At 75.2% G+C, this 25,185-nt stretch carries 20 protein-coding genes and 1 tRNA gene; 15 read left to right on the top strand and 6 right to left on the bottom strand.

Translation table 11 applies throughout. The features are described from left to right. The first annotated feature begins 197 nt into the window (after positions 1 to 197). The 6 genes from ACWPWV_RS11000 to ACWPWV_RS11025 all read left to right on the top strand — a co-directional run bounded on the left by ACWPWV_RS11000 (position 198) and on the right by ACWPWV_RS11025 (position 4,938). Positions 198 to 1,385, top strand: a complete 1,188-nt coding sequence (locus tag ACWPWV_RS11000) for a nucleotidyltransferase family protein (RefSeq protein ID WP_454043030.1) — start codon at positions 198 to 200, stop codon at positions 1,383 to 1,385. A gap of 137 nt (positions 1,386 to 1,522) precedes the next feature. Then, the gene (locus tag ACWPWV_RS11005) at positions 1,523 to 1,708 is read left to right on the top strand and encodes a hypothetical protein (protein ID WP_454043031.1); all 186 of its coding nucleotides are present in this window, start codon (positions 1,523 to 1,525) and stop codon (positions 1,706 to 1,708) included. A 61-nt stretch (positions 1,709 to 1,769) separates the two neighbouring features. After that, positions 1,770 to 2,918 (top strand): asparagine synthase-related protein, encoded by a 1,149-nt coding sequence (locus tag ACWPWV_RS11010; RefSeq protein ID WP_454043032.1) that lies wholly within the window; start codon positions 1,770 to 1,772, stop codon positions 2,916 to 2,918. Between the two features lie 140 nt (positions 2,919 to 3,058). Further along, positions 3,059 to 3,208: a lasso RiPP family leader peptide-containing protein gene (locus tag ACWPWV_RS11015; protein WP_454043033.1), complete on the top strand. Its 150-nt coding sequence runs from the start codon at positions 3,059 to 3,061 to the stop codon at positions 3,206 to 3,208. Positions 3,209 to 3,214: 6 nt separating this feature from the next. Beyond that, positions 3,215 to 4,444 carry an asparagine synthase-related protein gene (locus tag ACWPWV_RS11020; protein ID WP_454043034.1) on the top strand — a complete coding sequence of 410 codons (1,230 nt, stop codon included), beginning with the start codon at positions 3,215 to 3,217 and terminating at the stop codon, positions 4,442 to 4,444. Next, positions 4,441 to 4,938 carry a lasso peptide biosynthesis B2 protein gene (locus tag ACWPWV_RS11025; RefSeq protein ID WP_454043035.1) on the top strand — a complete coding sequence of 166 codons (498 nt, stop codon included), beginning with the start codon at positions 4,441 to 4,443 and terminating at the stop codon, positions 4,936 to 4,938. Before ACWPWV_RS11020 ends, ACWPWV_RS11025 begins: the two co-directional genes overlap by 4 nt. Positions 4,939 to 4,954: 16 nt before the next feature. Here the strand turns inward: ACWPWV_RS11025 and ACWPWV_RS11030 are convergent, their stop codons facing one another. Continuing rightward, positions 4,955 to 5,206: a PqqD family protein gene (locus ACWPWV_RS11030; RefSeq protein ID WP_454043036.1), complete on the bottom strand. Its 252-nt coding sequence runs from the start codon at positions 5,204 to 5,206 to the stop codon at positions 4,955 to 4,957. A gap of 38 nt (positions 5,207 to 5,244) precedes the next feature. Beyond that, on the bottom strand, positions 5,245 to 5,889 hold the full coding sequence (locus ACWPWV_RS11035) for a phosphatase PAP2 family protein (protein ID WP_454043037.1): 645 nt from the start codon (positions 5,887 to 5,889) through the stop codon (positions 5,245 to 5,247). Positions 5,890 to 6,270: 381 nt separating this feature from the next. Here ACWPWV_RS11035 and mfd point away from each other — a divergent pair, with 381 nt between their 5' ends. Beyond that, positions 6,271 to 10,035 carry a transcription-repair coupling factor gene (gene mfd / locus ACWPWV_RS11040; RefSeq protein ID WP_454043038.1) on the top strand — a complete coding sequence of 1,255 codons (3,765 nt, stop codon included), beginning with the start codon at positions 6,271 to 6,273 and terminating at the stop codon, positions 10,033 to 10,035. Positions 10,036 to 10,053: 18 nt separating this feature from the next. On the opposite strand, the gene ACWPWV_RS11045 is transcribed toward mfd, so the two are convergent. Continuing rightward, positions 10,054 to 10,272 carry a PLD nuclease N-terminal domain-containing protein gene (locus ACWPWV_RS11045; RefSeq protein ID WP_454043039.1) on the bottom strand — a complete coding sequence of 73 codons (219 nt, stop codon included), beginning with the start codon at positions 10,270 to 10,272 and terminating at the stop codon, positions 10,054 to 10,056. Between the two features lie 281 nt (positions 10,273 to 10,553). Here ACWPWV_RS11045 and ACWPWV_RS11050 point away from each other — a divergent pair, with 281 nt between their 5' ends. From ACWPWV_RS11050 to ACWPWV_RS11070, 5 genes are all read left to right on the top strand, one after another. Then, positions 10,554 to 14,639 (top strand): endo-1,4-beta-xylanase, encoded by a 4,086-nt coding sequence (locus tag ACWPWV_RS11050; protein WP_454043040.1) that lies wholly within the window; start codon positions 10,554 to 10,556, stop codon positions 14,637 to 14,639. 96 nt (positions 14,640 to 14,735) lie between these two features. Beyond that, complete coding sequence (locus tag ACWPWV_RS11055) at positions 14,736 to 15,494, top strand: MazG family protein (RefSeq protein WP_454043041.1); 759 nt, start codon at positions 14,736 to 14,738, stop codon at positions 15,492 to 15,494. 256 nt (positions 15,495 to 15,750) lie between these two features. Next, entirely contained in the window at positions 15,751 to 17,031 is a 1,281-nt protein-coding gene (eno, locus tag ACWPWV_RS11060; RefSeq protein WP_454043042.1) for a phosphopyruvate hydratase, read from the top strand. Positions 17,032 to 17,215: 184 nt separating this feature from the next. Then, a complete protein-coding gene (locus tag ACWPWV_RS11065; protein ID WP_454043043.1) occupies positions 17,216 to 18,028 on the top strand; it encodes an FtsB family cell division protein in 813 nt (270 codons plus the stop codon). Between the two features lie 93 nt (positions 18,029 to 18,121). Continuing rightward, complete coding sequence (locus tag ACWPWV_RS11070) at positions 18,122 to 18,649, top strand: DUF501 domain-containing protein (protein WP_454043044.1); 528 nt, start codon at positions 18,122 to 18,124, stop codon at positions 18,647 to 18,649. Between the two features lie 34 nt (positions 18,650 to 18,683). On the opposite strand, the gene ACWPWV_RS11075 is transcribed toward ACWPWV_RS11070, so the two are convergent. Then, the gene (locus tag ACWPWV_RS11075; RefSeq protein ID WP_454043045.1) at positions 18,684 to 20,822 is read right to left on the bottom strand and encodes a SpoIIE family protein phosphatase; all 2,139 of its coding nucleotides are present in this window, start codon (positions 20,820 to 20,822) and stop codon (positions 18,684 to 18,686) included. A 116-nt stretch (positions 20,823 to 20,938) separates the two neighbouring features. Here ACWPWV_RS11075 and ACWPWV_RS11080 point away from each other — a divergent pair, with 116 nt between their 5' ends. Then, entirely contained in the window at positions 20,939 to 21,955 is a 1,017-nt protein-coding gene (locus ACWPWV_RS11080; protein ID WP_454043046.1) for a Ppx/GppA phosphatase family protein, read from the top strand. A 6-nt stretch (positions 21,956 to 21,961) separates the two neighbouring features. On the opposite strand, the gene ACWPWV_RS11085 is transcribed toward ACWPWV_RS11080, so the two are convergent. Next, positions 21,962 to 22,747 (bottom strand): hypothetical protein, encoded by a 786-nt coding sequence (locus tag ACWPWV_RS11085; RefSeq protein ID WP_454043047.1) that lies wholly within the window; start codon positions 22,745 to 22,747, stop codon positions 21,962 to 21,964. A 179-nt stretch (positions 22,748 to 22,926) separates the two neighbouring features. Between ACWPWV_RS11085 and ACWPWV_RS11090 the strand changes: the two genes are divergently transcribed. After that, positions 22,927 to 24,423: an NAD(P)/FAD-dependent oxidoreductase gene (locus tag ACWPWV_RS11090; protein WP_454043048.1), complete on the top strand. Its 1,497-nt coding sequence runs from the start codon at positions 22,927 to 22,929 to the stop codon at positions 24,421 to 24,423. Between the two features lie 170 nt (positions 24,424 to 24,593). After that, positions 24,594 to 24,667: transfer RNA gene (locus ACWPWV_RS11095), tRNA-Leu, on the top strand. A 45-nt stretch (positions 24,668 to 24,712) separates the two neighbouring features. On the opposite strand, the gene ACWPWV_RS11100 is transcribed toward ACWPWV_RS11095, so the two are convergent. Next, positions 24,713 to 25,108: a VOC family protein gene (locus tag ACWPWV_RS11100; RefSeq protein WP_454043049.1), complete on the bottom strand. Its 396-nt coding sequence runs from the start codon at positions 25,106 to 25,108 to the stop codon at positions 24,713 to 24,715. Positions 25,109 to 25,185: the final 77 nt, after the last annotated feature.

Raw genomic sequence — 25,185 nt, forward strand, 5'->3', positions numbered from 1 at the left:
CCTCCTCGTCTCGCACGGTCGTGCCGACCGCCTCGTCAGTGTCTCAGCGTCCCGGCGCCCGCAGGAGCGCGGCGTCGGGTGAAACCTGGCGAACGGGCCCCGGATGCCGGGCGCCGCGCGGTACTGTCGCTCGCGCCGGCGCGACCGGTGCGACCACGTGCGACCGGTGCGGGCGGACCGAGAAGGGCTGGACGGCGGTGACGGTGCAGGACGACACGGCGTTGCGGCCGCTCGCACGGCTGCTGCTCGACGCCGTCCGCGGCGACGCCGGGACCGCATGCCCGTCAGGGCTGCGCAGCACCTCGCCCGACGACGTGGTCGCGGCCGGGCGCCTGCACCGGGTGACGCCCGCCGTCGAGCGCGTGACGCGCGCGTGGTCCGACGAGCCGGACGGCTGGCGAGAGGCTCTCGAGCGGGCCAAGCACGACCAGCTCATGCGCCACCTGCGGGCGCTCGCGGACGTCCGCGGCGCCGGGGCCGTCCTCGACGAGGCGTCCGTGCCGTGGGTCGTCGTGAAGGGGCCGGTGCTCGCCGGGGCGATCTGGCCGGTCGTCAACATGCGCGAGTACTACGACGTCGACCTCGTCGTCGCGCCGCACCGCTTCGAGGACGCGGTCGAGGCCCTCCAGCGGCGGGGGGTCGTGCTCCTCGACCGCAACTGGCCGGAGATCCGGCGCACCGGCCGCGCCGAGCTGGCGATGATGACTCCCGCGGGGACACCGGTGGACCTGCACTGGCACGTCGCCGTCCCGGCGGAGCTGCGGCGCGCGTTCCCGCTCGACGTCGACGCCATGCTCGACCGGCGTCGGGACGTCGACGTCGGGGGCCTCCCGCTGCCGACCCTCGACCCCGCCGACACGGTGCTGCACCTGGCGTTCCACGCCGCGCAGTCCGGCGCCAACCGCCTCATGTGGCTCGCGGACGTGCGGTTCGCCCTCGAGCACGGTCAGGTCGACGTCGCGGAGCTCGAGCGTCGTTCGCGCGCGGCAGGCGCCTGGCTCGGCGTCCGGTCGGTCCTCGAGCGCGCGGACCGCGTCCTCGGGCTCGCGCCGCACCAGGTGCCCCGCGGACCCGCGCCGACGTGGGTCCGGCTCACCCGCCTGCGCGACGCCCGCCGCACCTTCCCGGGGCTGCCCGGGGACCCGTCGCTCGGGGGCAACGAGTACTCCGCGGCGCGGCGGGGCGTGCTCGACAGCGCGGGCGTCCTGCTCCACCACCACCTCGCCGCGCGACGGGCCGGCCGACGGCACGACGCGGGGCTCGACGAGCGGCGGCCGCTCCAGGCGGACGTCCCGGACGAGCGCGCCCGGAGGGAGTATTTCCGCGCCGTCGCGCTGACCTCCGCAATGCACGGACCTGGACGGGCGTCCAACGCGTCCGGGTGAACTTTGCCGACGGCCGGGTGGAATGTTCGTCGAAGGCTCCTTCCGCGCCGTCGTGGTCGGTATCTTCATCGGGTCGGCCGCGTCCGCGTCCGACAGTCCTTCGCCTCCGGGCGACCCGAAAGAAAGGTCGGTGGCTCATGTCGTACGCACCGCCGTCGATCACCTCCGTGGGAACGGTCAGGGGCTTGACCCTCGGCTACCCGCAGAACTGCAAGTACGGCTACGGGAGCGACAACGCCATGCCGAACCAGGAGCCCGGCCTCGGCCAGGACCTGAGCGGTGACTGGAAGGACGGCTGCGGTCCCGGCGACCCGCTGTCCTGACATGGCCCTGCCGGGAGCTCCCGCCGGCAGGACGCCGCGGCCGGCACCGTCGCCGGTTCCCGTGGACCTGCTCCGCATCGACGACCTCGAGGTCGCCGCGGGGTGGGTCTTCGGACGCCGCCCCTCCCCTCCGGTTCCCCGGACCGGAGGGGCGCGCCGCGTCCTGGAGCGGGTCGTCCGCGAGTCGCTCGCGTCCGGCCCGACCTTCGTCGGGTTCTCGGGCGGGCGCGACTCGTCGCTCGTCCTCGCGGTCGCGACCCACGTCGCGCGGCGGGACGGGCTGCCGCTCCCCGTCCCGCTGACCCTGACCTTCCCGGGCGTCGAGGGCGCCGACGAGACGGAGTGGCAGGACCTCGTCCTGGCCCACCTCGGGCTCCGCGAGCGCGTCGTCGTGCGCGTGACCGACGAGATGCGCCTCCTCGGCGACGCCGCGCGGGCCGGGCTCGAGCGGCACGGCCTGGTGTTCCCCGCCGTCGCGCAGGTCGACGGCGTCCGTCTGGCCCAGGCGGCCGGCGGTCGTCTGCTGACCGGCGAGGGCGGTGACGACGTCCTCAACCGGCGCCGCGGGACGCCCCTGCACCTCCTGCGCCGCCGCCTCGCGACCCCCGCGCTCCCGACCCGGCGCCTGCTCCGCGAGGCCGCGCGCGCCCTGCGACCGGGCTGGACGCTCCCGCCGGGCCGGTACCGCGACGTCGTGCCCGGGTGGCTGCGGGACGGCGCCGCGCGCGAGGCCGCCTCGCGGCTCGCCGCCGACGACACGTCGCCCCTGCGGTGGGACCGCGCCGTGCGCCGGCTGCTCGGGTCGCGCGCGACGCACGTCGTGCTCACCAACCTGGACGTCCTCGCGCGCGAGCGCGGCGTCACTTACGTCCACCCGTTGCTCGACCCCCGGTTCGTCGGCGCGCTCGCCGCCGACGGCGGCGCCTGGGGCTTCGCCGGCCGCACGGACGTGCTGCGCCGGCTCGCCGCCGACCTCCTGCCCGACGCCGTGCTCGCCCGGACGTCCAAGGCATGGTTCAACGAGACGCGGTGGGGGCCGGACGAGCGGCACTTCGCGCGGACGTGGGACGGGTCCGGCGTCGACGCAGACCTCGTCGACCACGACCTGCTGCGGGCCGCCTGGGCGAGCCCTGTGCCGCCGGCGGCGGCCGAGCTCCTCCTGCACGCCGCGTGGCTGGGCGCGCGAGGGCCCCGTCGATCACCCGGGTGAAAACGCCGCGGGACGGGTTCGGCGGCGCTTTCCGACCTCTACCCTCACGAATGCTGGAAACGATCGCCGCTGGCGAGGTGAATGGCCGTCCGGGAATGCCCGTGACGACGACCGCGACACCGCGAGAGGAGGAAACAACGATGGCATACGAGGCACCCAAGATCTCCCGGGTCGGCTCCGTGCGTGGACTGACGCTCGGGCTCGACAACTGGCAGGAGTGGGAGGACGAGGTCTACTTCTGGGGTCACAAGATCCCGCTCCCCGGCTCCGGCGACGGCGACCTGAGCTGACCACCGGTGCTGCGCGGCGCCGTCCCGCACGCCACCGCGCAGCACCACCCCGACGAAGAGGTGATCGTGGACGACCGTCCCGACCCGTTCCTGCGGCTCTCGCCGCTCGAGGTCGCGCTCTCCGCGCCTGTCGGCACGTCGTCGCGCGTGCCGACCCGGCAGCGGGAGCACGGCGCGCGCACGGCGCTCGAGCGGGCGGTCCTGCCGGCCCTGCGCAGCGGCAGCTGCCACGTGCTGTTCTCCGGCGGGCGCGACTCGTCGCTCGTCCTCGCCGTGGCGACCGCGGTCGCCCGCCGCGAGGGCCTCCCGCTGCCCGTGCCGGTCACCGCGGTCTACCCGGGGGTCCCCGAGTCCGACGAGAGCGAGTGGCAGGAGCGCGTCCTCGCCCACCTCGGGCTGACGCGGCGGGTCGTGATCGAGGTGCGCGACGAGCGCAGCCTCCTGGGCGACGTCTCCGTCGCCTCGCTCGCGCGCCGCGGCCTCGTGTGGCCGGCGGCCGTCCAGAGCCAACCGAGGTTGTTCGACGGCCTCGACCCGGGGGCGCACGTCCTCACCGGGGAGGGCGGCGACGGGTTCGTCGCGCCGGTCCGCGGGACGCCCCTGCACCTCCTCGCCTCCTCGCGGCGCCGTCCGTCGCGCGCGCTCGTGCGGGCCGGTGCGGAGGCGCTCGAGCCGGCAGCGCTCGCCCGTCGCCGGGTGCGCCGCGGGACGGGCCTGCGCGACTCCGCACCCTGGCTCACGCGGCGCGCGCTCGACGTCCTGGCCCGCGAGACCGTCGACGCGCGCGGACCGCTGCGCTGGGACGTGGCCAAGAGGGCGCTGCTCGGGCGCCGGAGCACGGTCCTCGCGCTGCACAACACCGCCGCGGGTGCCGCCGAGCTGGGCGTGACGCTGCACCATCCGCTCGCCGACGAGACCTTCGTGGCCGCCCTCGCGGCCGACGGCGGGCCGCGCGGGTTCCGGGGCCGGACGGACACGTTCCGCCGCCTCGGCGCGGACCTCCTCCCCGACGCCGTGCTGGCCCGGTCGACCAAGGCGCGCTTCAACTCCTCCCGCTGGGGGGACCGCGAGCGGGACTTCGCCGTCTCGTGGGACGGTAGCGGTGTGGACCCCGAGCTCGTCGACGTCGCGCGCCTGCGCCGTGAGTGGCTGGGGTCGCCCCTGCCCGCGTCCCGGTTCCTCGTCCACGTCGCGTGGCTCGCGGCGTCGCCCCGGACCGCTCGGGCCGTGGCGTGAGCGCCCGGCCCGCCATCGCCCGGCTGGCCCGTGGAGCGCGGCGGGTGCCGCTGTCGCGGTGGCCCGGCCTCGTCCGGACGGCCGTCCTCGTCGCCTCGATCGAGCTCGGTCTGCGGACCGTGCGCCTCCCGCGCGTCGCGCGGTGGGTGGGTGTGCCGCTCGCGGAGGCGGTCGCGGAGCCCGTGCCGGGGCCGTCGGCGGCGACCGCCGAGCCGGTCCCTCTCGACCTGAGCCCGCGCGAGCGGGCGGGTGTCCAGGACGCGCGCCGCGTCCTGTCCGCGCCCGGCGTCGACGGGACGTGCCTGCGGCAGGCGCTCGTCGTCGGCCACGTGCTGCGCCGGCGCTCACCACGGCTGGTCCTCGGCGTCGCCAAGAGGGACGGGGCCGTCGCTGCGCACGCGTGGGTCGAGGTGCAGGGCTGGACCGTCGACGACTACCACGTGATGGTCCGGCCGCCCGCAGGGTTCGAGCGACTTCCCGCCGCCGTCTCCTGACGCGCGGCGCCGGAGGTCAGCGCAGGAGCTGGTGCTCGGCGAGCTCGTCGACGAACGCCTGGGCGTCGCGGAGGGCGTCGTCACGGTCGATCGCGAACTCGGCGACGAGCGCGTCGGCGAGGTCGTCGAGCGTGTGCTCCTCGACGAGGAGCTTGGTCAGCAGCGCACCGCTGCCGTTGGTGGTGAGGTAGACCGAGCGCTCGAGGTCCAGGAGGACCAGCTCGCCGTCGATCTCCTGCCAGGTCACGCCGTCCGTGCGGATCTGCATGTCGTCCTCCGTCCGCCGGCACGCCCGGCCGGTACAGGCTAGCGGTGCTCGTGCTGGGGGGCACGGGTGAAAGCGGTGGCCGGCGCGGGAGCCGACGGCACGTCGAGGACCGCGACCACGATGCCCGTGACGAGCCCGACGAGCAGCACCGAGGCGATCGTGTCGCTGGGCCGGTGCGCGTGCCCGACGACCGAGGCGACGCACGCGAGGACGACCACGACGAGCGCGACCCGGGCCGCGCCGCGCCGGGTCCTCGCCGGCCAGAGGAGGACCGCGGCGACGACGAGGCCGACCGCCGCGCTCACGTGGCCCGAGGGCATCGTGTTGTGGGCGTACCCGAAGTCGCCGAGGTCGGGACGGGACAGGACGCCGTCGCGCAGCCACCCCGAGAGCGCGAGCGGCACCACCGCGACGGCGAGCGCGCCGACGACGTCGCGGAACCGGCGGGTCCGCAGCGCGTGCGCACCGAGACCGAGGCACAGCAGCGCGAGGGCGGCGGGCAGCGCCGCTCGCGTCCACGTCGCGGCGACCGCCACCGGGTACCCGCCGGCCTGCAGCTGCGCGAAGCCCTGGACGTCCGCCGCCTGGCCCGACGCGGTGCGCACGGCCAGGGCGTAGACGCCGACGAGCGACGCCGCGCAGAGGGCGGCGAGCACCGCTCCCCAGGAGCGCCGATGTCGCACGGGCGCCTCCCGACGTCGTCCGGCGTGCCGCGTCGAGGCGGCACGGCGAGCCTATGGCCGACCGGCCCCGAGGGGGAGTGCCCCCGGTGCCGACGGCAGGGTGAAACGCAGGGTCGGCGGACGGAGGTCGGCGGACGCGAGCATGTGGGCGCCCCGGCGTACCCTGGATGCCGTCGTCCCGCCACGGCTCCTGTGGGCTCCTCGAGACGGTGCGACACGCACGTCCCAGCCCGGACCTCCGCGCTCGTCCCCGACGGGTGCACCGTCGGTCCGGGCCGTTCGTGCTGCCTCGCCGTCCAGCCCTTCGACCGCTCCGAGCCGCGCACCGCTCTGCGGGGCTCGCCGTCACCTCGACGTCGTCCTCGGAAGGACCCGCACCGCATGAACCTCACCGGCATCCTGCCCACGCTGCTCGCCGACCCCGCCGCGGCCGCCGCGGTCGAGCACGTGCGCGCCCGCGGCGAGGCGGACGTCGTGGGTCCGGCGGGCGTGCGGCCGCCGCTGCTCGCGGCGATGGCCGGCGCGCGGGCGACGGGCTCGCCCGGGGAGGACGGCGGCAGCGCGCCCGCGACCTCGGCCGACGACGTGCTCGCCCGGGCGGCCTCGGGGTCGCGCCCGCTCGTCGTCGTGACGGCCACGGGACGCGACGCGGACGAGCTCGCGGCGAGCGTGCGCGCGTACCTGCCCGACGAGCTCGCGGACCTCGTCGCCGTCCTGCCGAGCTGGGAGACGCTGCCGCACGAGCGACTGAGCCCGCGCGCGGACACGGTGGCGAAGCGCATCGCGGTGTTCCGGCGCCTCGCGCACCCGGACGCGGAGGTCGGGCCGTCGGGACCGGTGCGCGTGCTCGTGATGCCGGTCCGCGCGCTCCTGCAGCCGGTCGTGGACGGGCTGGGGGACCTCGTCCCGGTCGCGCTCCACCACGGCGACACCGCCGACCTCACCGACGTCGCCGAGCGCCTCGTCGGGGCGGCGTACACGCGCGTCGACATGGTCGAGCGGCGCGGCGAGTTCGCCGTGCGCGGCGGCATCCTCGACGTCTTCCCGCCGACCGAGGACCACCCGCTGCGCGTCGAGTTCTGGGGCGACGAGGTGTCCGAGATCCGCTGGTTCGCCGTCGCGGACCAGCGCAGCCTCGAGATCGCCGAGCACGGCCTGTGGGCGCCCCCGTGCCGCGAGATCCTGCTCACGGACTCCGTGCGGGCCCGCGCCGCGGCGCTGGTCGAGGAGCTGCCGGGTGCGACGGAGATGCTCGACAGGCTGGCCGCCGGCATCGCCGTCGAGGGCATGGAGTCGCTCGCGCCCGTGCTCGTGGACCGCATGGTGCCGGTGCTGGAGCTCGTGCCCGACGACGCGCTCCTGGTCCTCGACGACGCCGAGCGCGTGCGCCGCCGGGCGCACGACCTCGTGGCCACCACCGAGGAGTTCCTCGCCGCGGCGTGGACGGGCGCGGTGGCCGGCGGCAAGGCTCCGCTCGACCTCTCCTCCGCCTCGTTCGCGACGTTCTCCGACGTCCGGGCCGTCGCGCAGCGCCGCGGCCTCGGCTGGTGGACGCTGTCGTCGTTCGCGCTCGACAACCCGGATCTCGACCTGCCCGGCGCGGAGCCCGACACCGTCGGCGGGCCGGGTGCGCCCGGCGACCGGGCGGCGTCGGGCACGACGGGCCCGCACGTGGGGGAGAGCGCCCACGGCGTCCCGACGTTCACGATCGGCGCGCGCGACGTGGAGTCCTACCGCGGCGACGTGGCCCGCGCGCTCGACGACATCCGCGGGCTCCAGCACGCCGGCTGGCGCCTCGTCCTCACGACGGAGGGCCACGGGCCCGCGAAGCGCATGGTCGAGCAGCTCGGCGCCGCGGACACCCCCGCGCGGCTCGTGGCGCGACTGGACGACGAGCCCGAGGGCGGCATCGTCCTCGTCACGCCCGCGATGGTGGGGAAGGGCTTCGTCGTCCCGGAGCTGCGGCTCGCGGTCTTCTCGGAGTCAGACCTCACGGGCCGTGCCGGGTCGAGCACGCGCGACATGCGCAAGATGCCGTCGCGGCGGCGCAACGTCGTCGACCCGCTGCAGCTCAAGGCGGGCGACTTCGTGGTTCACGAGCAGCACGGCGTGGGGCGCTTCGTGGAGCTCGTGCAGCGCACGCTCGGCACGGGCGGCAACGCCGCGACGCGCGAGTACCTCGTGATCGAGTACGCGAGCAGCAAGCGGGGGCAGCCGGGGGACCGGCTCTTCGTGCCCATGGACCAGCTCGACCAGGTGACGAAGTACACCGGCGGCGAGTCGCCGAGCGTCAACAAGATGGGCGGCGCGGACTGGGCGAAGACGAAGTCGCGCGCGCGCAAGCACGTCCGCGAGATCGCGAGCGAGCTCATCCGGCTCTACTCGGCGCGCATGGCGACGCAGGGTCACGCCTTCGGCGCGGACACGCCGTGGCAGCGCGAGCTCGAGGACGCGTTCGCGTACGTCGAGACGCCCGACCAGCTCGCGACGATCGACGAGGTCAAGGCCGACATGGAGAAGACGGTCCCCATGGACCGCCTCGTGTGCGGCGACGTCGGCTACGGCAAGACGGAGATCGCGATCCGCGCCGCGTTCAAGGCGGTCCAGGACGGCAAGCAGGTCGCGGTGCTCGTGCCGACGACGCTGCTCGTGCAGCAGCACTTCGAGACGTTCTCCGAGCGGTACGCGGGCTTCCCCGTGACCGTGAAGGCGCTGTCGCGCTTCCAGACGGCCAAGGAGTCGGAGGAGACCATCGAGGGCCTGCGACTGGGAAAGGTCGACGTCGTCATCGGCACGCACCGCCTCATCACGGGCAGCATCCGGTTCAAGGACCTCGGCCTCGTGATCATCGACGAGGAGCAGCGGTTCGGCGTCGAGCACAAGGAGACGCTCAAGCAGCTGCGCACCAACGTCGACGTGCTCGCGATGTCCGCGACCCCGATCCCGCGCACGCTCGAGATGGCGGTCACCGGCATCCGCGAGATGTCGACGCTCGCGACGCCGCCCGAGGAGCGCCACCCCGTGCTCACGTACGTCGGCGCGTACGAGGAGAAGCAGATCGCCGCCGCGCTGCGCCGCGAGCTGCTGCGCGAGGGCCAGGTCTTCTACGTGCACAACAAGGTCGAGACCATCGAGCGGCAGGCCGCGCGCCTGCGCGAGCTGGTGCCCGAGGCCCGCGTGGGCGTCGCGCACGGCAAGATGAACGAGCACCAGCTCGACCAGGTGATCCGGGCGTTCTGGGAGAAGGAGCTCGACGTCCTCGTCTGCACGACGATCATCGAGACCGGCCTCGACATCTCCAACGCGAACACGCTCATCCTCGAGCGCGCCGACATGCTCGGCCTGTCCCAGCTGCACCAGCTCCGCGGTCGCGTGGGCCGCGGCCGGGAGCGCGCTTACGCCTACTTCCTCTACCCGCCGGAGCGACCGCTCACGGAGACGGCGCACGACCGCCTCGCCACGATCGCGGCCCACACCGACCTCGGCGCGGGCATGCAGGTCGCGATGAAGGACCTCGAGATCCGCGGCGCGGGCAACCTGCTCGGTGGCGAGCAGTCCGGGCACATCGCGGGCGTCGGGTTCGACCTGTACGTGCGCATGGTCGGCGAGGCCGTCGCGAACTTCCGTGGCGACGGTCCCGAGGAGCAGCCCGAGGTGTCCATCGAGCTCCCGGTCGACGCGCACCTGCCGGAGTCGTACATCGCGACCGAGCGGCTACGCCTCGAGGCGTACAGGAAGATCGCGGCGGCGACCGACGCGCCGCAGCTCGCGGAGGTCCGGGCGGAGCTCGTCGACCGGTACGGCGCGCTGCCCGACGTCGCGGCGGCGCTCTTCGACGTCGCGGACTTCCGCAACCACGCGCGCCGGGCGGGGCTCACGGACGTCACCGCGCAGGGCAAGCTCATCCGGTTCGCGCCGGTGGACCTGCCCGAGTCCGCGCAGCTGCGCCTCAAGCGCCTCTATCCGGGCACCTTGCTCAAGCCCGCGATCCGCGCGTTCCTCGTCCCGTACCCCACGACGGCACGGATCGGTGGCCGCCCGCTGCGCGGCACCGAGGTGCTCGAGTGGGCGCGCCAGCTCATCGACGCGGTGGTCCTCGGCGAGGTGAGCGCTGCGGCGACGGTGGGCACGGCGGCCCGCGCCTGACGGGCGGGCCGCGACGCGTCAGCGCTTGCGGCCGTCGAGGAAGTACGCGATCGGGCCGACCCAGTTGACGAGCAGGGCGATGCCCCACGCGAGCTTCGTGCCGTTGACCTCGTCCGCGGGGCGCCTCGCGAGGTCGCGGTACGCCGCGGTGGTCAGCGCGACCTGGACGGCCCCGATGACGCCGACGGCGATCTTCTGACCTCGACCGAGGTCCGCCCAGCGGCGGTGCGTGCCCATGTCCGTGTCCTCTCGTCGTGGGACCGCCGGTGCCGGCCCTCCCCTCCGACGCTAGGCCTCTCGGCCCGTGGACGCACGGGTCCGTGGTCCCGAGGTGCGGACCGGCACGGGCACGACTCGTGGCACACCCACGGCACGCCCGCGGGACCTCGGCGGCACCGACGCCCCGCGGATTTGTTCACCCGTTGTCCTGCCGGTGCCCTCGCGCCTAGGGTGAGGGCGGGCGCACCGGCGCGCCCGGCGGGCCGCGGGCCCGGCTGAGCGATCGCGAGGGAGCGATGATGCGAAGGACCTGGAGGACCGTCGCGGCGGGAGTGGCTGCGGCCCTCGTCGTCGGCGGGGGAGCGGGTGGCGCGCTGGCTGTCGACGAGGCGGCACGGGAGACGTCCGCAGTTCTCGATAACGATATCGACATCGTTCTGGAGAACGATTTTGAGTCGACGGCCGCGCCGTGGGGCCCGCGCGGTCCGGTGACGCTCGCGCTCACGGACGCCGAGGCGCACGGCGGCGCGAGCAGCCTGCGCGTGAGCGGTCGCACCGGGGACTGGAACGGACCGGCCACGTCGGTCACGACGCTCTTCGAGGCGGGTGCCACCTATGACGTCGAGGCGTGGGTCAAGCTGCCGGCCGGCACCGCCGGCTCGTCCGGGGTCCACCTCACCGTGCAGGAGACGGGCGGCGGCGGTGACGCCTACACCTGGGTCGGCGGCGCCGTCGCGACGACCGCCGACGGCTGGGTCCGCATCGGCGGCGCCTACACGATGCCCGACGGTCTGACGGCCGCGACGCTCTACGTCGAGGCGGCGCCGGTCGGGGGCTCGCACCCGTCGTTCCTCGTCGACGACGTCCTCGTGACGACGCGCGAGGCGGTCGACCCGGGCGACGTCGTCCCCGGGGGAGCGGTGAACCCGGTGACGACGCCCGTGCGGCTCGCGCAGGGCAGCGGCGACGTCGCCGCGCTGACGTTCGACGACGGCCCGAACCCGGGGACGACGCCCGCCCTGCTGGACCTCCTCGCCGAGCACGACCTCCGCGCCGTGTTCTGCGTCATCGGCCAGAACGTCGAGGCGCCCGGCGGCGCGGAGATCCTGCGCCGCATCGTCGACGAGGGCCATGTCCTGTGCAACCACTCGACCGGCTACGCCGACATGGGCGCGTGGACCGCCGACGAGGTCCGCGCCGACCTCGTCGAGAACCTCGGCATCATCCGCACCGCGCTCGGCGACGCCGCGCACCCCGTGCCGTTCTTCCGCGCGCCGAACGGCTCGTGGGGCGGCACGCCCGCCGTCGCCGTCGCGCTCGGGATGCAGCCGCTCGCGGTGACGAACACCATCGCGGACTGGGAGACGCAGGACGTGGCGACGCTCACCGCGAACCTGCGCGCGGCCATGAAACCGGGCGAGGTCGTCCTGGCGCACGACGGCGGCGGCGACCGGTCCGGCACGCTCGCGGCGGTCGGGACCGTGGTGACCGAGCGGCTCGCGGACGGCTGGACGTTCACCTTCCCGCAGGGCACGCCCCCGCCCCCCGGGCAGGCGCTCCTCGAGTCGTCCTTCGAGGACGGGCTCGACGGCTGGGTGCCGCGGGCCGGCGACGCGACGACCCCGACCCTCGGCCTCACGACCGCGGCGCACGACGGCGCGCAGGCAGCGGTCGTCACGGACCGCGACGGCCAGGGTGACGGGATCGGCCACGACGTGACCGGTCTCCTCGCCGCGGGCACGACGTACGAGCTGAGCGCCTGGGTCCGCTTCGCGGACGGCCAGCCCGTCGACGACGTCTGGCTCAGCATCGCGCGCACGGTCGGGGGCGCCACGTCGTACTCGACCCTCGCGCAGCTCTCGGGGATCACGAACAGCGGCTGGACGCACGTCACGACGTCGTTCCAGGGGGCCGACGCCGACTCCGCGCTCCTCTACCTCGAGACGGACTACAACGGCGACAACACGAGCGACCTGCTGGTCGACGACGTCGTCCTGCGCGCGGCCGCACCTCCCGTCGTCGAGGACCTGACCGGCATCAAGGAGACCCTGGACGTGCCGGTCGGTGTCGCGGTCGACTCGCGCGAGACCTCCGGTGCCGCGTCCGAGCTGCTCCTGCGCCACTTCGACCAGGTCACGGCGGAGAACCACATGAAGCCCGAGGCCTGGTACGACGCCGAGGGCACCTTCCGCCCCCACCCCGAGGCCGTCGCGCTCATGGACTTCGCCGCCGAGCGCGACCTGCGCGTCTACGGCCACGTGCTCGTGTGGCACAGCCAGACGCCCGCGTGGTTCTTCGAGGGTCCGGACGGCGAGCCCCTCACGACGTCCGCGGCGGACAAGCAGGTCCTGCGCGACCGCCTCCGCACGCACGTCTTCGACGTCGCGGGCTGGCTCGCCCAGGAGTACGGCGCGTTCGGCGGCGGCAACCCGGTCACGGCCTTCGACGTCGTCAACGAGGTCGTGTCGGACGGCGGGGAGAACCCCGACGGCCTGCGCCGCTCCGAGTGGTTCCGCGTCCTGGGCGAGGAGTACCTCGACCTCGCGTTCGAGTACGCCGACGAGGCGTTCAACAGGGTCTACGCGGACCCGGGCGCCGCCGAGCGCGGGGAGCGACCGGTCGCCCTGTTCATCAACGACTACAACACCGAGCAGGGCGGCAAGCAGGACCGCTACCGCGCGGTCGTCGACCGCCTCCTGACGCGCGGCGTGCCCGTCGACGGCGTGGGGCACCAGTTCCACGTGAGCCTCGCCATGCCGGTCTCGGCGCTCGAGGGCGCGATCGACCGGTTCGCCGACCTGCCCGTCACGCAGGCCGTGACCGAGCTCGACGTCACGACGGGGACCCCGGTCACGCAGGCGGGCCTCGTCGAGCAGGGGTACTACTACCGCGACGCGTTCCGGGTCTTCCGCGAGCACGCCGACGACCTGTACTCGGTCACCGTGTGGGGCCTCACGGACGGGCGGAGCTGGCGTGCGAGCAGCGGCGCCCCGCTCGTCTTCGACGACGCGCTCAAGGCCAAGCCCGCCTACCACGGCGTGGTGGACGGTGACCTGCCCGCGCGCCTGCGCACGGCCGACGTCTTCGCGGGCGACGTCCCGCTCGACGACGGTGCGTCCTCGGCGCCCGCGTGGCTGCGGCTGCCGCTGCACCGGTTCGCCGTGCCCGACGGCGAGGCGGCGTTCCAGCTCCGCTGGGCGTCGGACCACCTCACCGCGTACGCGAGCGTCCAGGACGCCGCGGACCCGGCCGACGCGACGGACGCCGTGACCTTCGAGCTCGAGGGCGTGGAGCACGTCGTCCGGCGCGACGGCGCGACGTCGGCCGGTGCGACCGCGGTCGTGACCGAGCGGGAAGGCGGGTACGACGTCGTCGCGCACCTCCCGCTCGACGCCGCCGCGGAGGGCGGCACGCTCGCGCTCGACGTGCGCGTCACCGACGGCGCCGCGACCACCGGGTGGAACACGACCGGCGCGACCGGCACGCTGCGCCTGCTCGAACCGCTCTCGTTCCTCGAGGTGGCCCAGGCGCCGACCGCCCCGGAGGTCGACGGGGCGGTCGACGCCGCGTGGGACGCCGCGGGCGAGCCCGTGACCACGACCCAGGAGGTGCTGGGGAGCGGCGGCGCCGTCGCGACGGTCCGCACGCTGTGGCACGGCCAGACCCTGTACGTCCTCGCCGAGGTCGCCGACCCGGTGGTGGACGTCTCGGGGTCCGACCCGTGGGTGCAGGACTCCGTGGAGATCTACGTCGACGCGGGGAACGCGAAGAACGGTGCCTACCGGTACGACGACGTGCAGGTGCGCATCAGCGCGGAGAACGCGGTGTCGTTCGGCACGGGCGACGAGGCGTTCCAGCGCGGACGCGTGACGAGCGCTGTCGAGCGGACCGCGGACGGGTACGTCGTCGAGGCGTCGGTCAGCCTCCTCGAGCACGGCGGCGAGGGGTCGTTCCACGGCTTCGACGTCCAGGTCAACGACGCCGCCGACGGCGCGCGCGCGGCGATCCGCAACTGGGCCGACCCGTCGGGCACGGGGTACCAGTCGACGGCCCGGTGGGGTGTGGCGCAGCTCGTGGGCGCCGAGCCCGAGCTCCCGGTGGCCGTCGAGGCGCAGGCCCGGTGCCTCGCGGGCAGGGCGTACGTCGCGGTCCGTGCGACGAACGGCACCGACGTCCCGCTCGACGTGTCGCTCGCGACCCCGTACGGGACGAGGTCGTCCGCCGCCGTCGCCCCCGGCAGGTCCGCATACCGGTCGTTCGCCGTCCGGACCGCGTCGGTCCCGGCAGGGACGGCCACCGTGACCGTGACGGGCGCCGTCGGTGGCGGAGGCGGCCAGGTGACGCGGACGCTCTCCGCGGCGTACGAGGGGACGACCTGCGGCTGACCGGCCTCGCCGACCGCGTCGGCGTGGCCCGTCCGGCACCCGGACGGGCCACGCCGGCGTGGCCGGCGGCCGGTCGGCCCTCCCTACGATGGGGCGATGAGCGCCCCCGTCCCGGACCCCGCTGCCGCACCCACGACCGACGGGCTGCGCGCCGCCGTCGACGTCATGGACCGCCTGTACTCGCCCGGTGGGTGCCCGTGGGACCGCGAGCAGACGCACTCCTCGCTCGTCCACTACCTGCTCGAGGAGGCGCACGAGCTCGCCGAGGCCATCGAGACCGGCGACCGCGCGGGCATGCGCGAGGAGCTCGGCGACCTGCTCCTGCAGGTGCTCTTCCACGCCCGCATCGCGAGCGAGGAGGCGGACCCGTTCACGGTCGACGACGTCGCCGCGGACCTCGTCGCCAAGCTCGTGCGCCGGCACCCGCACGTCTTCGCCGACGAGGCCGCCGCGACGACCGACCTGCACGCCCAGTGGGACGCCATCAAGAAGGCCGAGAAGCAGCGCACGTCGGTCCTCGAGGGCATCTCCCACACGCAGGGCGCGCTCGCCCGCGCCCAGAAGGTCCTCGCGCGCACGCGGCGCGGCGGCCTCGGCGAGGCGCTCGCGTCGGCGCTCGCGGCGCCGTCGGGCCCGGGCGACGACGCGGTGGCCGCGCCCTCTCCCGCGGAAGCGGCCGGCCCGCCCGGCCCGACGGCGTCCGACCGCCTCGGGCGGGACCTGCTGGCCCTCGTCGCGCGCGCCGAGGCGGACGGGATCGACGCCGAGGGCGCGCTGCGCGCGGAGCTGCGCCGGGTCGAGGCCGCGATCGCCGCGGCGGAGACGGCCGCCTCCGCCGCGACCCCGCCCTCCTGACCGCCGCACCCGAGCGCCGCGCCGACCGCTGCCGGCCGGCCCGGTCCGAGGGCGCGGGGACCTTGGTCCCGGACCGCGACACGGAGGTCACCGCCACGCGCCCGAGGGGCGGACGGAGCGGCGCGGGTCACACGCGGGCACTAGGGTGGGGTCGTAAACCCACCACCGTCGCGGGCGCACACCGGTGCCCCGGGTTCTCATGCCCGGGTCCGCCGAGGTCGGAGCGCCTGCGCGCCCCCTGCCTGAAGGAGCACCTGTGGCCAGCATCGAAGCCGTTGGAGCGCGCGAGATCCTCGACTCCCGCGGGAACCCGACCGTCGAGGTCGAGGTCGTCCTGGACGACGGGACGTTCGCCCGCGCCGGCGTGCCGTCGGGCGCGTCGACCGGTGCGTTCGAGGCCGTCGAGCGTCGTGACGGGGACAAGACCCGCTACCTGGGCAAGGGCGTCGAGGGTGCGGTCAACGCCGTCATCGACGACATCGCCCCCGAGCTCATCGGCTTCGAGGCGGAGGACCAGCGCCTCATCGACGCCGCGCTCATCGACCTCGACGGCACGCCCAACAAGGGCAAGCTCGGCGCGAACGCGATCCTCGGCGTCTCGCTCGCCGTCGCGAAGGCTGCCGCGAAGAGCGCCGGCCTGGACCTGTACCGCTACGTCGGCGGCCCGAACGCGCACGTCCTGCCCGTGCCGATGATGAACATCCTCAACGGCGGGTCGCACGCGGACTCGAACGTCGACATCCAGGAGTTCATGGTCGCCCCGATCGGCGCGTCGTCGTTCCGCGAGGCGCTGCGCACCGGCGCCGAGGTCTACCACGCGCTGAAGTCCGTGCTCAAGGAGAAGGGCCTCGCCACCGGCCTGGGCGACGAGGGCGGCTTCGCGCCGAACCTCGCGAACAACCGCGAGGCGCTCGACCTCATCCTCGTCGCGATCGAGAAGGCCGGCTTCACGCCCGGCACCGACGTGACGCTCGCGCTCGACGTCGCGGCGACGGAGTTCTTCTCCGACGGCGCGTACCGGTTCGAGGGCGGCGCGAAGACGCCGGCCGAGATGATCGCGTACTACGAGCAGCTCGTGCGCGACTACCCGCTGGTCTCCATCGAGGACCCGCTGTCCGAGGACGAGTGGGACTCCTGGTCGCAGCTCGTGTCCGAGGTCGGCGACCGTGTGCAGATCGTCGGCGACGACCTGTTCGTCACCAACCCGGAGCGCCTCGCCAAGGGCATCGAGCTCAAGGCCGCCAACTCGCTCCTGGTCAAGCTCAACCAGATCGGCACGCTCACCGAGACGCTCGACGCCGTCGAGCTCGCGCAGCGCAACGGCTTCACCGCGATGACGTCGCACCGCTCGGGCGAGACCGAGGACACGACGATCGCCGACCTCTCCGTCGCGACGAACGCCGGCCAGATCAAGACCGGTGCGCCCGCCCGCGGCGAGCGCATCAACAAGTACAACCAGCTCCTGCGCATCGAGGAGGCCCTGGACGACGCCGCGCGCTACGCCGGGCGCACCGCCTTCCCCCGCTGGTCGGCCTGACCGGTCCGGACCCGCGCAGCGGGCAGCGCCCGCACCGCACGCCGAGGCCCGGCGGACCGTCACGGTCCGCCGGGCCTCGGCGTCCCCGTCCCGACAGGTGAAGAGAGCGTGACGATCCGCTCACGTTCGTCCTGCTCCGCGCGTTGCGGCCCGGCGGGACCCGGGGCGGCGGCACAATCGGGGCATGCCGTCCTCGCGTCGCCCTCCGCGCCCCGGTGCGTCCGCGCGTCCCGGGGCCTCCGCGCGTCCCGCCTCCGGCTCGCGGACGGGCTCGTCGAAGTCCTCGGGCGCGGCCGCGTCGTCGGGCACGAGGCGCTCGACGACGTCCGGACCCGGATCGGCGTCCGCGAAGCGCACCACGCCCGCGTCCGGCGCCGGGTCCGCGACGAGCTCGTCGACGCGACGCCCGGCCGCGCGTCGGACGACGGCGCGCCGTCCCGCGGGCCCGGGACCGGAGGACCGGCGCCGCAGCCGCTACGGCTTCCTCCTCCCGGAGGTCGTGACGGTCCGGGCCCTCGTCCTGTCGGTCGTCGGGCTGCTCGCGGTCGTGCTCCTGCTGCCGACCGTGCGCGCGTACGTGACCCAGACGAACGAGCTGCGCGCGCTGCGCAGCGACCTCGTCGACGCGCAGGCGCAGCACGCCGAGCTGGAGGCCGAGCTGGAGCGCTGGGACGACCGCGCGTACGTCGAGCGGGAGGCGCGCGACCGGCTCAACTACGTCATGCCGGGGGAGCGGCCCTGGCGCGTGCTCGACCCCGACTCCGTCGCGGACGACATCGACCCGCAGACGGGACAGGCGATCACCGACGGGCCCGTGGAGAGCCGCGACGGCACGCCGTGGTACCAGGCGGTGTGGGAGTCGGTCCAGGTGGCAGGGCAGCAGCCGGCACCGGGGGAGCGCGACGCCGAGGACGGCGACGGCCCGGAGGGACCGGCCGACGGGACCGCTCCGCCCGCGACGGACGAGCCGGGTGCCGCGACCGGGGAGAATGGGTGACGCGTCGCCACCCGTGACGCCGCGGCCCGAGCCGGCCGCGCGCCGTCGGGCATCTGCCGACGCCCCCGACCGACGCCATCCCGAGGACCCGCCGTGACCGACGCCCGACTCGCCATCCCCGCCGACGACCCCGACGCGGTCGTGACCCCGCACGACCTCGAGGTCCTCGCCGAGCAGCTCGGCCGCCCGCCGCGCGGCGTCGTGGGCATCGCGGCCCGGTGCGCGTGCGGGCGCCCGCTCGTCGTGCGGACCGCGCCGCGGCTCGAGAACGGCACGCCCTTCCCGACGACGTTCTACCTCACGCACCCGGGCGCGGTCGCGGCCGCGTCGACGCTCGAGGCGAACGGCGTCATGAAAGAGATGTCGGACCGCCTGACGGAGGACGCCGGGCTCGCGGCGGCCTACCGGTCCGCCCACGAGCACTACCTCGCGCAGCGCGAGGCCCTCGGTCACGTCGAGGAGATCGACGGGATCTCGGCGGGCGGCATGCCGACGCGCGTCAAGTGCCTGCACGTGCTCGTCGGCCACGCGCTCGCGGCCGGCCCGGGCGTCAACCCGCTCGGCGACGAGGCGCTGGAGCGCGTGCGCGACGTCTGGCGTCCCGACCGCTGCACCTGCTGACCGCGGCCCCCGGCGGGAGCCCGTCCGCGCGGCCTCAGCCCCCCGGCCGGAGCGGGTCCACGAGGTCCTCGGGGAGCACCTCGGGGCCGGCCTCGGCCGGTCGCGGCGCCTCGGCCGTGAACGCGCGCAGGGCGAGCAGCGCGATGTCGTCCTCGCGCGTGGGTGCCAGGTCGGCGATGAGGCCGTCGCACAGCTCGTCGAGCGACAGGTCCCCGAGCGCCTCGGCGGCGACCCGCAGCCGCTCGAGGCCGACGGCGAGCGACTCCCCGCGGCGCTCGACCAGGCCGTCGGTGTAGAGCAGGACGGTCGACCCCGGGCGGATGAGCTGGGTGTGGTCGTGCCGGTCGGTGTGCGCGCGCACACCGAGCGGCAGGTCCGGCCGGCGGTGCAGCAGCTCGGCCGTGCCGTCGGGGTGGACGAGCAGCGGCGGCAGGTGGCCGGCGCTCGACCAGCGCAGCATCCGCAGGTCCTGCTCCTCGAGCTCCTCGGGCTGCTCGACCCGGGCGAGGATGCCGGTGCTGATGGTCCCGACCGCCAGGTCGTGCATGGCCCAGTCGAGGGACGCGAGGATCGCCGCCGGCGGCTCGATGACGGCGTGCGCGCCCCCGCGCAGCAGGTTGCGGACCTGGGCCATGGCGACGGCGGCGCGCAGGTCGTGCCCCGTGACGTCGCCGATGACCAGGCACGTGCTCCCGTCGCGCACGAGGAAGGCGTCGTACCAGTCGCCGCCGATCTGGGCGCCGGCCGTCGCCGGTGCGTACCGGGCGACGAGGTGCAGGTGGTCGGGCTCGGGCAGGGGCGCCAGGAGGCTCCGCTGGAGCTCCTCGGCCAGGTCGCGCTGGACGGCGTGCAGGTGGGCGTTGTCGAGCGCGAGCCCGATCTGCGCCATGACCTCGCGCAGCGCCGAGAGGTCCGACTCGGAGAAGTCGCCGCGCTCGGCGCCCCGGACGAGCGTGATCAGGCCTCGCACGTGCCCGCGCCCGCGCAGCGGCATGACGACGATGGCGTGCGGCGCGAGGCTCTCGAGCAGGTCGTGCGCGGGGCCCTCCTCGACGAGGTCTCCGGGACGTGGCGCCCCGGACCGCAGGGCGTGCGGCGCGCCCGCGAGCGTCTCCGCGATGAGCGACGTCGGGGTGAGCGCGGGCACCCGGAGCCTGCGGTACCGGTCGAGGACGGGCTGCTTCGCGGGGTCGGCGTGCAGCGCCGCGACGTCGTGCAGCCGCTGCTTCCACGGGGCGGGGCCCTCGTCGAGCGTGCTCGCGACGGCGAAGTCGGCCACGCCGGGCACGAGGTGCGGCAGGACCGCCTCGAGGGCCTTGACGGGGTCCAGGGTCTCGGCGAGGTCCGCGGCGACGGCGGCGAGGAGCGCCGCCCGCTCCTGCGCGGCCTCGGCGAGCTCGAGCGCACGACGCCGCTCGGTCACCTCCGTGAAGTACGCGGCGACCCCGCCGCGCTCCGGGACGGCCCGCACCTCGTACCACCCGTCGAGGGGCGCGGGGTAGTAGGCGTCGAACACGACCGGCGACCCGGTGCGGGCGACCTCGCGGTAGCTGTCCTCGAAGACGGACGCCGCGGCGGCCGGGAAGAGGTCCCACACCACCCCGCCGAGCAGACGCTCGCGCGAGGTGCCGAGGATCCGTTCCGCCTCCGCGTTGACGTAGCCGAAGCGCCACTCGTGGTCGAGCCAGTAGTAGGCGACCGTCATGTCCTCGAGGATCTGCTGCACGCGCTCCTCGCCGGCCCGCAGCGCCGTCGTGTCGGTCGTGACGCCGATCACCTGCTCGGCGGCGCCCGACGGTCCCGCGAGGGCCCGGCCGCGAGCGGTCAGCCAGCGCGTGGTGCCGTCCGGACGCAGCACGCGGAACTCCGCCTCGTACACGCCGCACGTGGCGATCGCCCGGTCGAGCGCGGCCGTCACGGGTGGGACGTCGTCCGGGTGCACGCGCGCGTTGAACGCGTCGATCGTCCCGCCGAAGGACTCCTCGTCGTAGCCGAAGGCCTCGAGGAGCGTCGCGTCCCAGCGCAGGGCGCCCGTGACGAGGTCCCACCGGAACGTGCCGAGGCCCGCTGCGCGGGCGGCCGACTCGAGCAGCGCCGGGCGGTCGACGCCGTCCGGGGTGGTCGCGGTCCGCCTCGCCCGGTCCGCGGGCGTCACGCCCCCGGGTTCGTGCATGCTTCCTCCGTGCCTCGTGGGCGCCGTGTGGCGTCGCAGCGCACATCATGCCCTGCCGCGGCGCCGTTCGCCCGGCTCGCGTGCGTCCGGGCCGAGCGGGGTGGCAGGCTGGGAGCATGACATCCGGCTCCACCCCCGCTCCCGCCGCGCAGCGGGTCTCCCCGGTCCCTGCACCCGCCCCGGGCGCGTCGCGCGTCGCCGCGATCGACTGCGGCACGAACTCGATCCGTCTGCTCGTCGCCGACGTCGACCCCGTCGCGGGCACGCTGACCGACCTCGACCGGCGCATGGAGGTCGTCCGTCTCGGGCAGGGCGTGGACCGCACGGGCCGTCTCGCTCCCGACGCCCTGGAGCGCACGCTCGACGCCGCGCGGCGCTACGCCGCGGTCGTGGCCGAGCTGGGCGCGACCCGCACACGGTTCGTCGCGACGTCGGCCACGCGCGACGCCGAGAACCGCGACGAGTTCGTCCAGGGCGTCCTCGACGCGCTCGGCGTCCGGCCCGAGGTCGTGTCGGGCGACGAGGAGGCGGCTCTGTCCTTCCGCGGGGCGACCTCCACCGTCGCGGGCCTGCGCCCCGGCCCGTACGTGGTCGTGGACCTCGGCGGCGGGTCGACGGAGCTCGTCCTCGGCACGACGACGCCCGACGCCGCGTCCTCCATGGACGTCGGCTGCGTGCGCCTCACGGAGCGGCACCTGCGCAGCGACCCGCCGACGGCCGCGGAGGAGGCCGCGGCACGTGCGGACGTGCGCGCCGCGCTCGACGACGCGGCGCGCGTCGTGCCGCTCGGCCGGGCGGCGACGCTCGTCGGGCTCGCCGGGTCCGTCACCACCGTGACCGCCCACGCGCTGCGGCTCGCCGCCTACGACCGCGACCGGATCGACGGCGCGGTGCTGAGCGTCGACCGGGTCCTCGCCGCGTGCGACGACCTGCTGCACCGCACGCGCGCCGAGCGTGCCGCGCTGGGGTTCATGCACCCCGGCCGCGTCGACGTCATCGGCGCGGGGGCCCTCGTCTGGTCGGAGGTCGTGGCGCGCGTCCGCGACGACGTGGCGGCGGCGGGCGGAGAGCTCACCGACGTCGTGACGAGCGAGCACGACATCCTCGACGGGATCGCCTGGTCGGTCGCCTGACCCCGGTCACCGCCTCGCGCGTCGGCGGCGGACCACCTCGACGACGACGTACGCGAGGACGGCGGCGAACATCGCCCGTCCCACCCACAGCAGGGCGGGGTTCTCCACGGTGTAGCCGGCCGGGACGCCGAGCAGCGCGAGCACGACGCCGCCCCAGGCGGCGCGCCCCCCGGTGCCGAAGCTCGCGCCGCCGCCGACCACGAGCACGAACGCCGTGAGCGACCCGATGCAGACGGCTCCCCACAGGTACCCCGTGCCGTCCCGCCGGTCCGCGCGGCCGCGCGCGGTCGCGAGGCGCACGACGCCGCGGACCAGCAGCTCGAGGGGCACGAGCACCGCCGGGACGGCGAGCAGGCCGAGCAGCGCGGCCATGAGGAACAGGAGGAACAGCAGCCACAGGTCGCCGGCGACGGTGCTGCCGAGGCCGAAGACGCCGTCGAGCGCCCAGGGCAGCACGAGCACCGGCGCCAGGACCGGGGTGGCCGGCGTGAACCACCAGCCGCGGAACGGGTACCTGCGCCGCAGGCGCCGGTCGGCCGGGAGGGCGTACACGCGCCAGCCGAGCCGCAGCGCGACCGCCCACTGCAGACCGAGCGTCAGCATGATGCCGAGGACGACGTCGGTGACCGCGTCGGAAGTCGGGCCGGCGTCCGCGGGCAGCGCGACGAGCAGCGCGAGGACCACCCCGAGCGCCAGCGCCGCGATCGCGGCCTCGGCGAGGCGGAAACGGCGCTGGGCGAGCAGCCGCGCCTCCACGGGACCGGGGTCGGTCGAGGCGGCGGTGGGCGGCACCGCAGCAGTATGCCCGTCCGGACGGCTCCGCACGCCGAGGCCGCCCGGGTCCCGCCGAGCCCGATTCCGCCCCGTTCCGCCCGCTCCGCCCCGTTCTGCCCGCCCGGCGTGCGCGGGATCACGCCCGTCTGGCGGACGCCAGGGCTCGCGTGGTCCGGGAGCAGTAATACTCTGGAACCATGCCTCAGAATGACCTGACCTCGGTCAGCCGTGCCCAGACCGCTTCGCCGCGGCCCCGCAAGGTGCCGCGCGTCGTCGTGCTCGGCGGCGGGTCCGTCGGTCTGTACGCCGCGCGCCGTCTGCGCAAGAAGCTCGGTCGCCGCGAGGCGGCGATCGTCGTCGTCGACCCGCGCCCGTACATGACGTACGCGCCCTTCCTCCCCGAGGCGGCCGCGGGCTCCATCGACGGCCGTGACGTCGTGGCGCCGCACCGTCGTGCGCTCAAGGGCGTCGACGTCCTGCAGGGCAAGGTCGTGGGGATCGACCACGGCAACCGCCGCGTGACGATCCACCCGGAGGAGGGCGACGACTACTCGGTCACGTACGACCACCTGATCGTCGGCCTCGGCTCGGTCTCCCGCACGCTGCCGATCCCGGGTCTCGCGGAGCACGCGATCGGCTTCAAGAACGTCGAGGAGGCCATCGCCGTCCGCAACCACGTCCTCAACCGCATGGACGTCGCCTCGTCCACGTGGGACGAGGCGCTGCGGCGCCGGATGCTGACCTTCACGTTCGTCGGCGGCGGGTTCGCGGGGATCGAGGCGATGGCCGAGATCGAGGACATGGCCCGCTACGCGACGCGGAACTACGCCACGATCGAGGAGAAGGACCTCCGCTTCGTCATGATCGAGGGCGCCGGGCGCATCCTGCCCGAGCTCAGCGAGCCCATGGCGGGCTACGCGCTCGAGGAGCTGAAGAAGCGCGGCATCGAGTTCCACCTCAGCACCTTCCTGTCGTCGTGCGTCGACGGCCACGTGGTGACCTCGACGGGTGTCGAGTTCGACTCCGACACGATCGTGTGGACCGCGGGCGTGAAGGCGAACCCGGTCATCAAGGACTCGTCCGACCTGCCCTCCGACAAGATGGGCCGCGTGACCGTGCTGCCGACGCTCCAGGTCGTGGACGCCGACGGGAACGTCGTGCCGAACGCCTGGGCCGCGGGCGACTGCGCCGCGGTGCCGGACGTGCTGAACCCCGGCAAGTTCTGCCCGCCGAACGCCCAGCACGCGATCCGTGAGGCGACGCGCCTCGCCGACAACCTCGCGCTCGAGCTGCACAGCGAGCCGCCGGTCGAGTACCGCCACAAGAACGTCGGGACCGTCGCGTCGCTCGGCCTGTACAAGGGTGTCGCGGAGCTGTTCGGGGTCTTCAAGCTCCGGGGCGTGCTCGCCTGGCTCATGCACCGCAGCTACCACGTGCTCGCCATGCCGACGGGCAACCGCAAGCTCCGCATCTTCATCGGGTGGATCGGCCAGTTCCTCATGGGCCGTGAGCTCGTCTCGCTCGGCTCGCTGCACGACCCGCGCGCCGAGTTCCGCGCCGCGTCCGTGCCGCCGAAGAAGGACGGGGAGCCGGTGAAGCAGGCCGCGCAGGGCTCGGCCGCCGCGGCGGAGGCCGGTGGCTCCGACGCGACGATCGACTCGGACGAGCGGACTCCGGCGGCCAAGGCCTCCTGAGAGGTCTCCGGACCTGCCGGGGGTTGCCGGCACCTGACCGACGACGAGGGGCGAGCCGTGACCGCGGCTCGCCCCTCGTCGCGCCCGGGCCCGGCACGCACCCGGCCGGTCGGCGGACCGGGGGAGGGTGGCGCACCCAGAGGACGGCGCACCCGGTAGATTCGGGGCGCGCCCCCATGGCCCAACTGGCAGAGGCGGCCGGCTTAAACCCGGCGTGTTCCGGGTTCGAGTCCCGGTGGGGGCACGTCGGCCCGGCGGGCGACGGGCCCGGCGGCGCGGCGGGCCCGGCTCACGACAGCCCGGTCGGCCCCTCCGGCTCGGGGTCCGGCGCGGGCGCCTGGCCCAGGACGACGAGGTTGCCGTCCGGGTCCTGCACGCGCGCGACGCGCTCGCCCCACGGCTGGTCCGCCGGTGGCTCGACGACGGTCGCGCCGCCGGCGGCGAGGTGCTCGACCGCGTGGTCGCAGTCGTCGACGTACACCCACAGCGTCGTGCCGCCGCGGACGTCCGCCTCGTCGGCGAGGCCGATGCCGAGCGGGGAGCCACCGACGTGCACGTTCACGTACACCGGAGGGCCGTCGTCGGGGAACGCGTACTCCACCGTGCCCCGCAGGAGGTCACGGTAGAAGCCGAGGGACCGCTCGACGTCGGCCACCGTGAGGATCGGGAAGAGGCTCCGGAACATGCGTCCATGGTCGGCCCGTCGGGGCGCTGACGCGCGGCGGGACCGGTCGGACACGTCCGGTGCTGCGCGCTCGGGTC

Source organism: Cellulosimicrobium sp. Marseille-Q8652 (genome assembly GCF_965112045.1).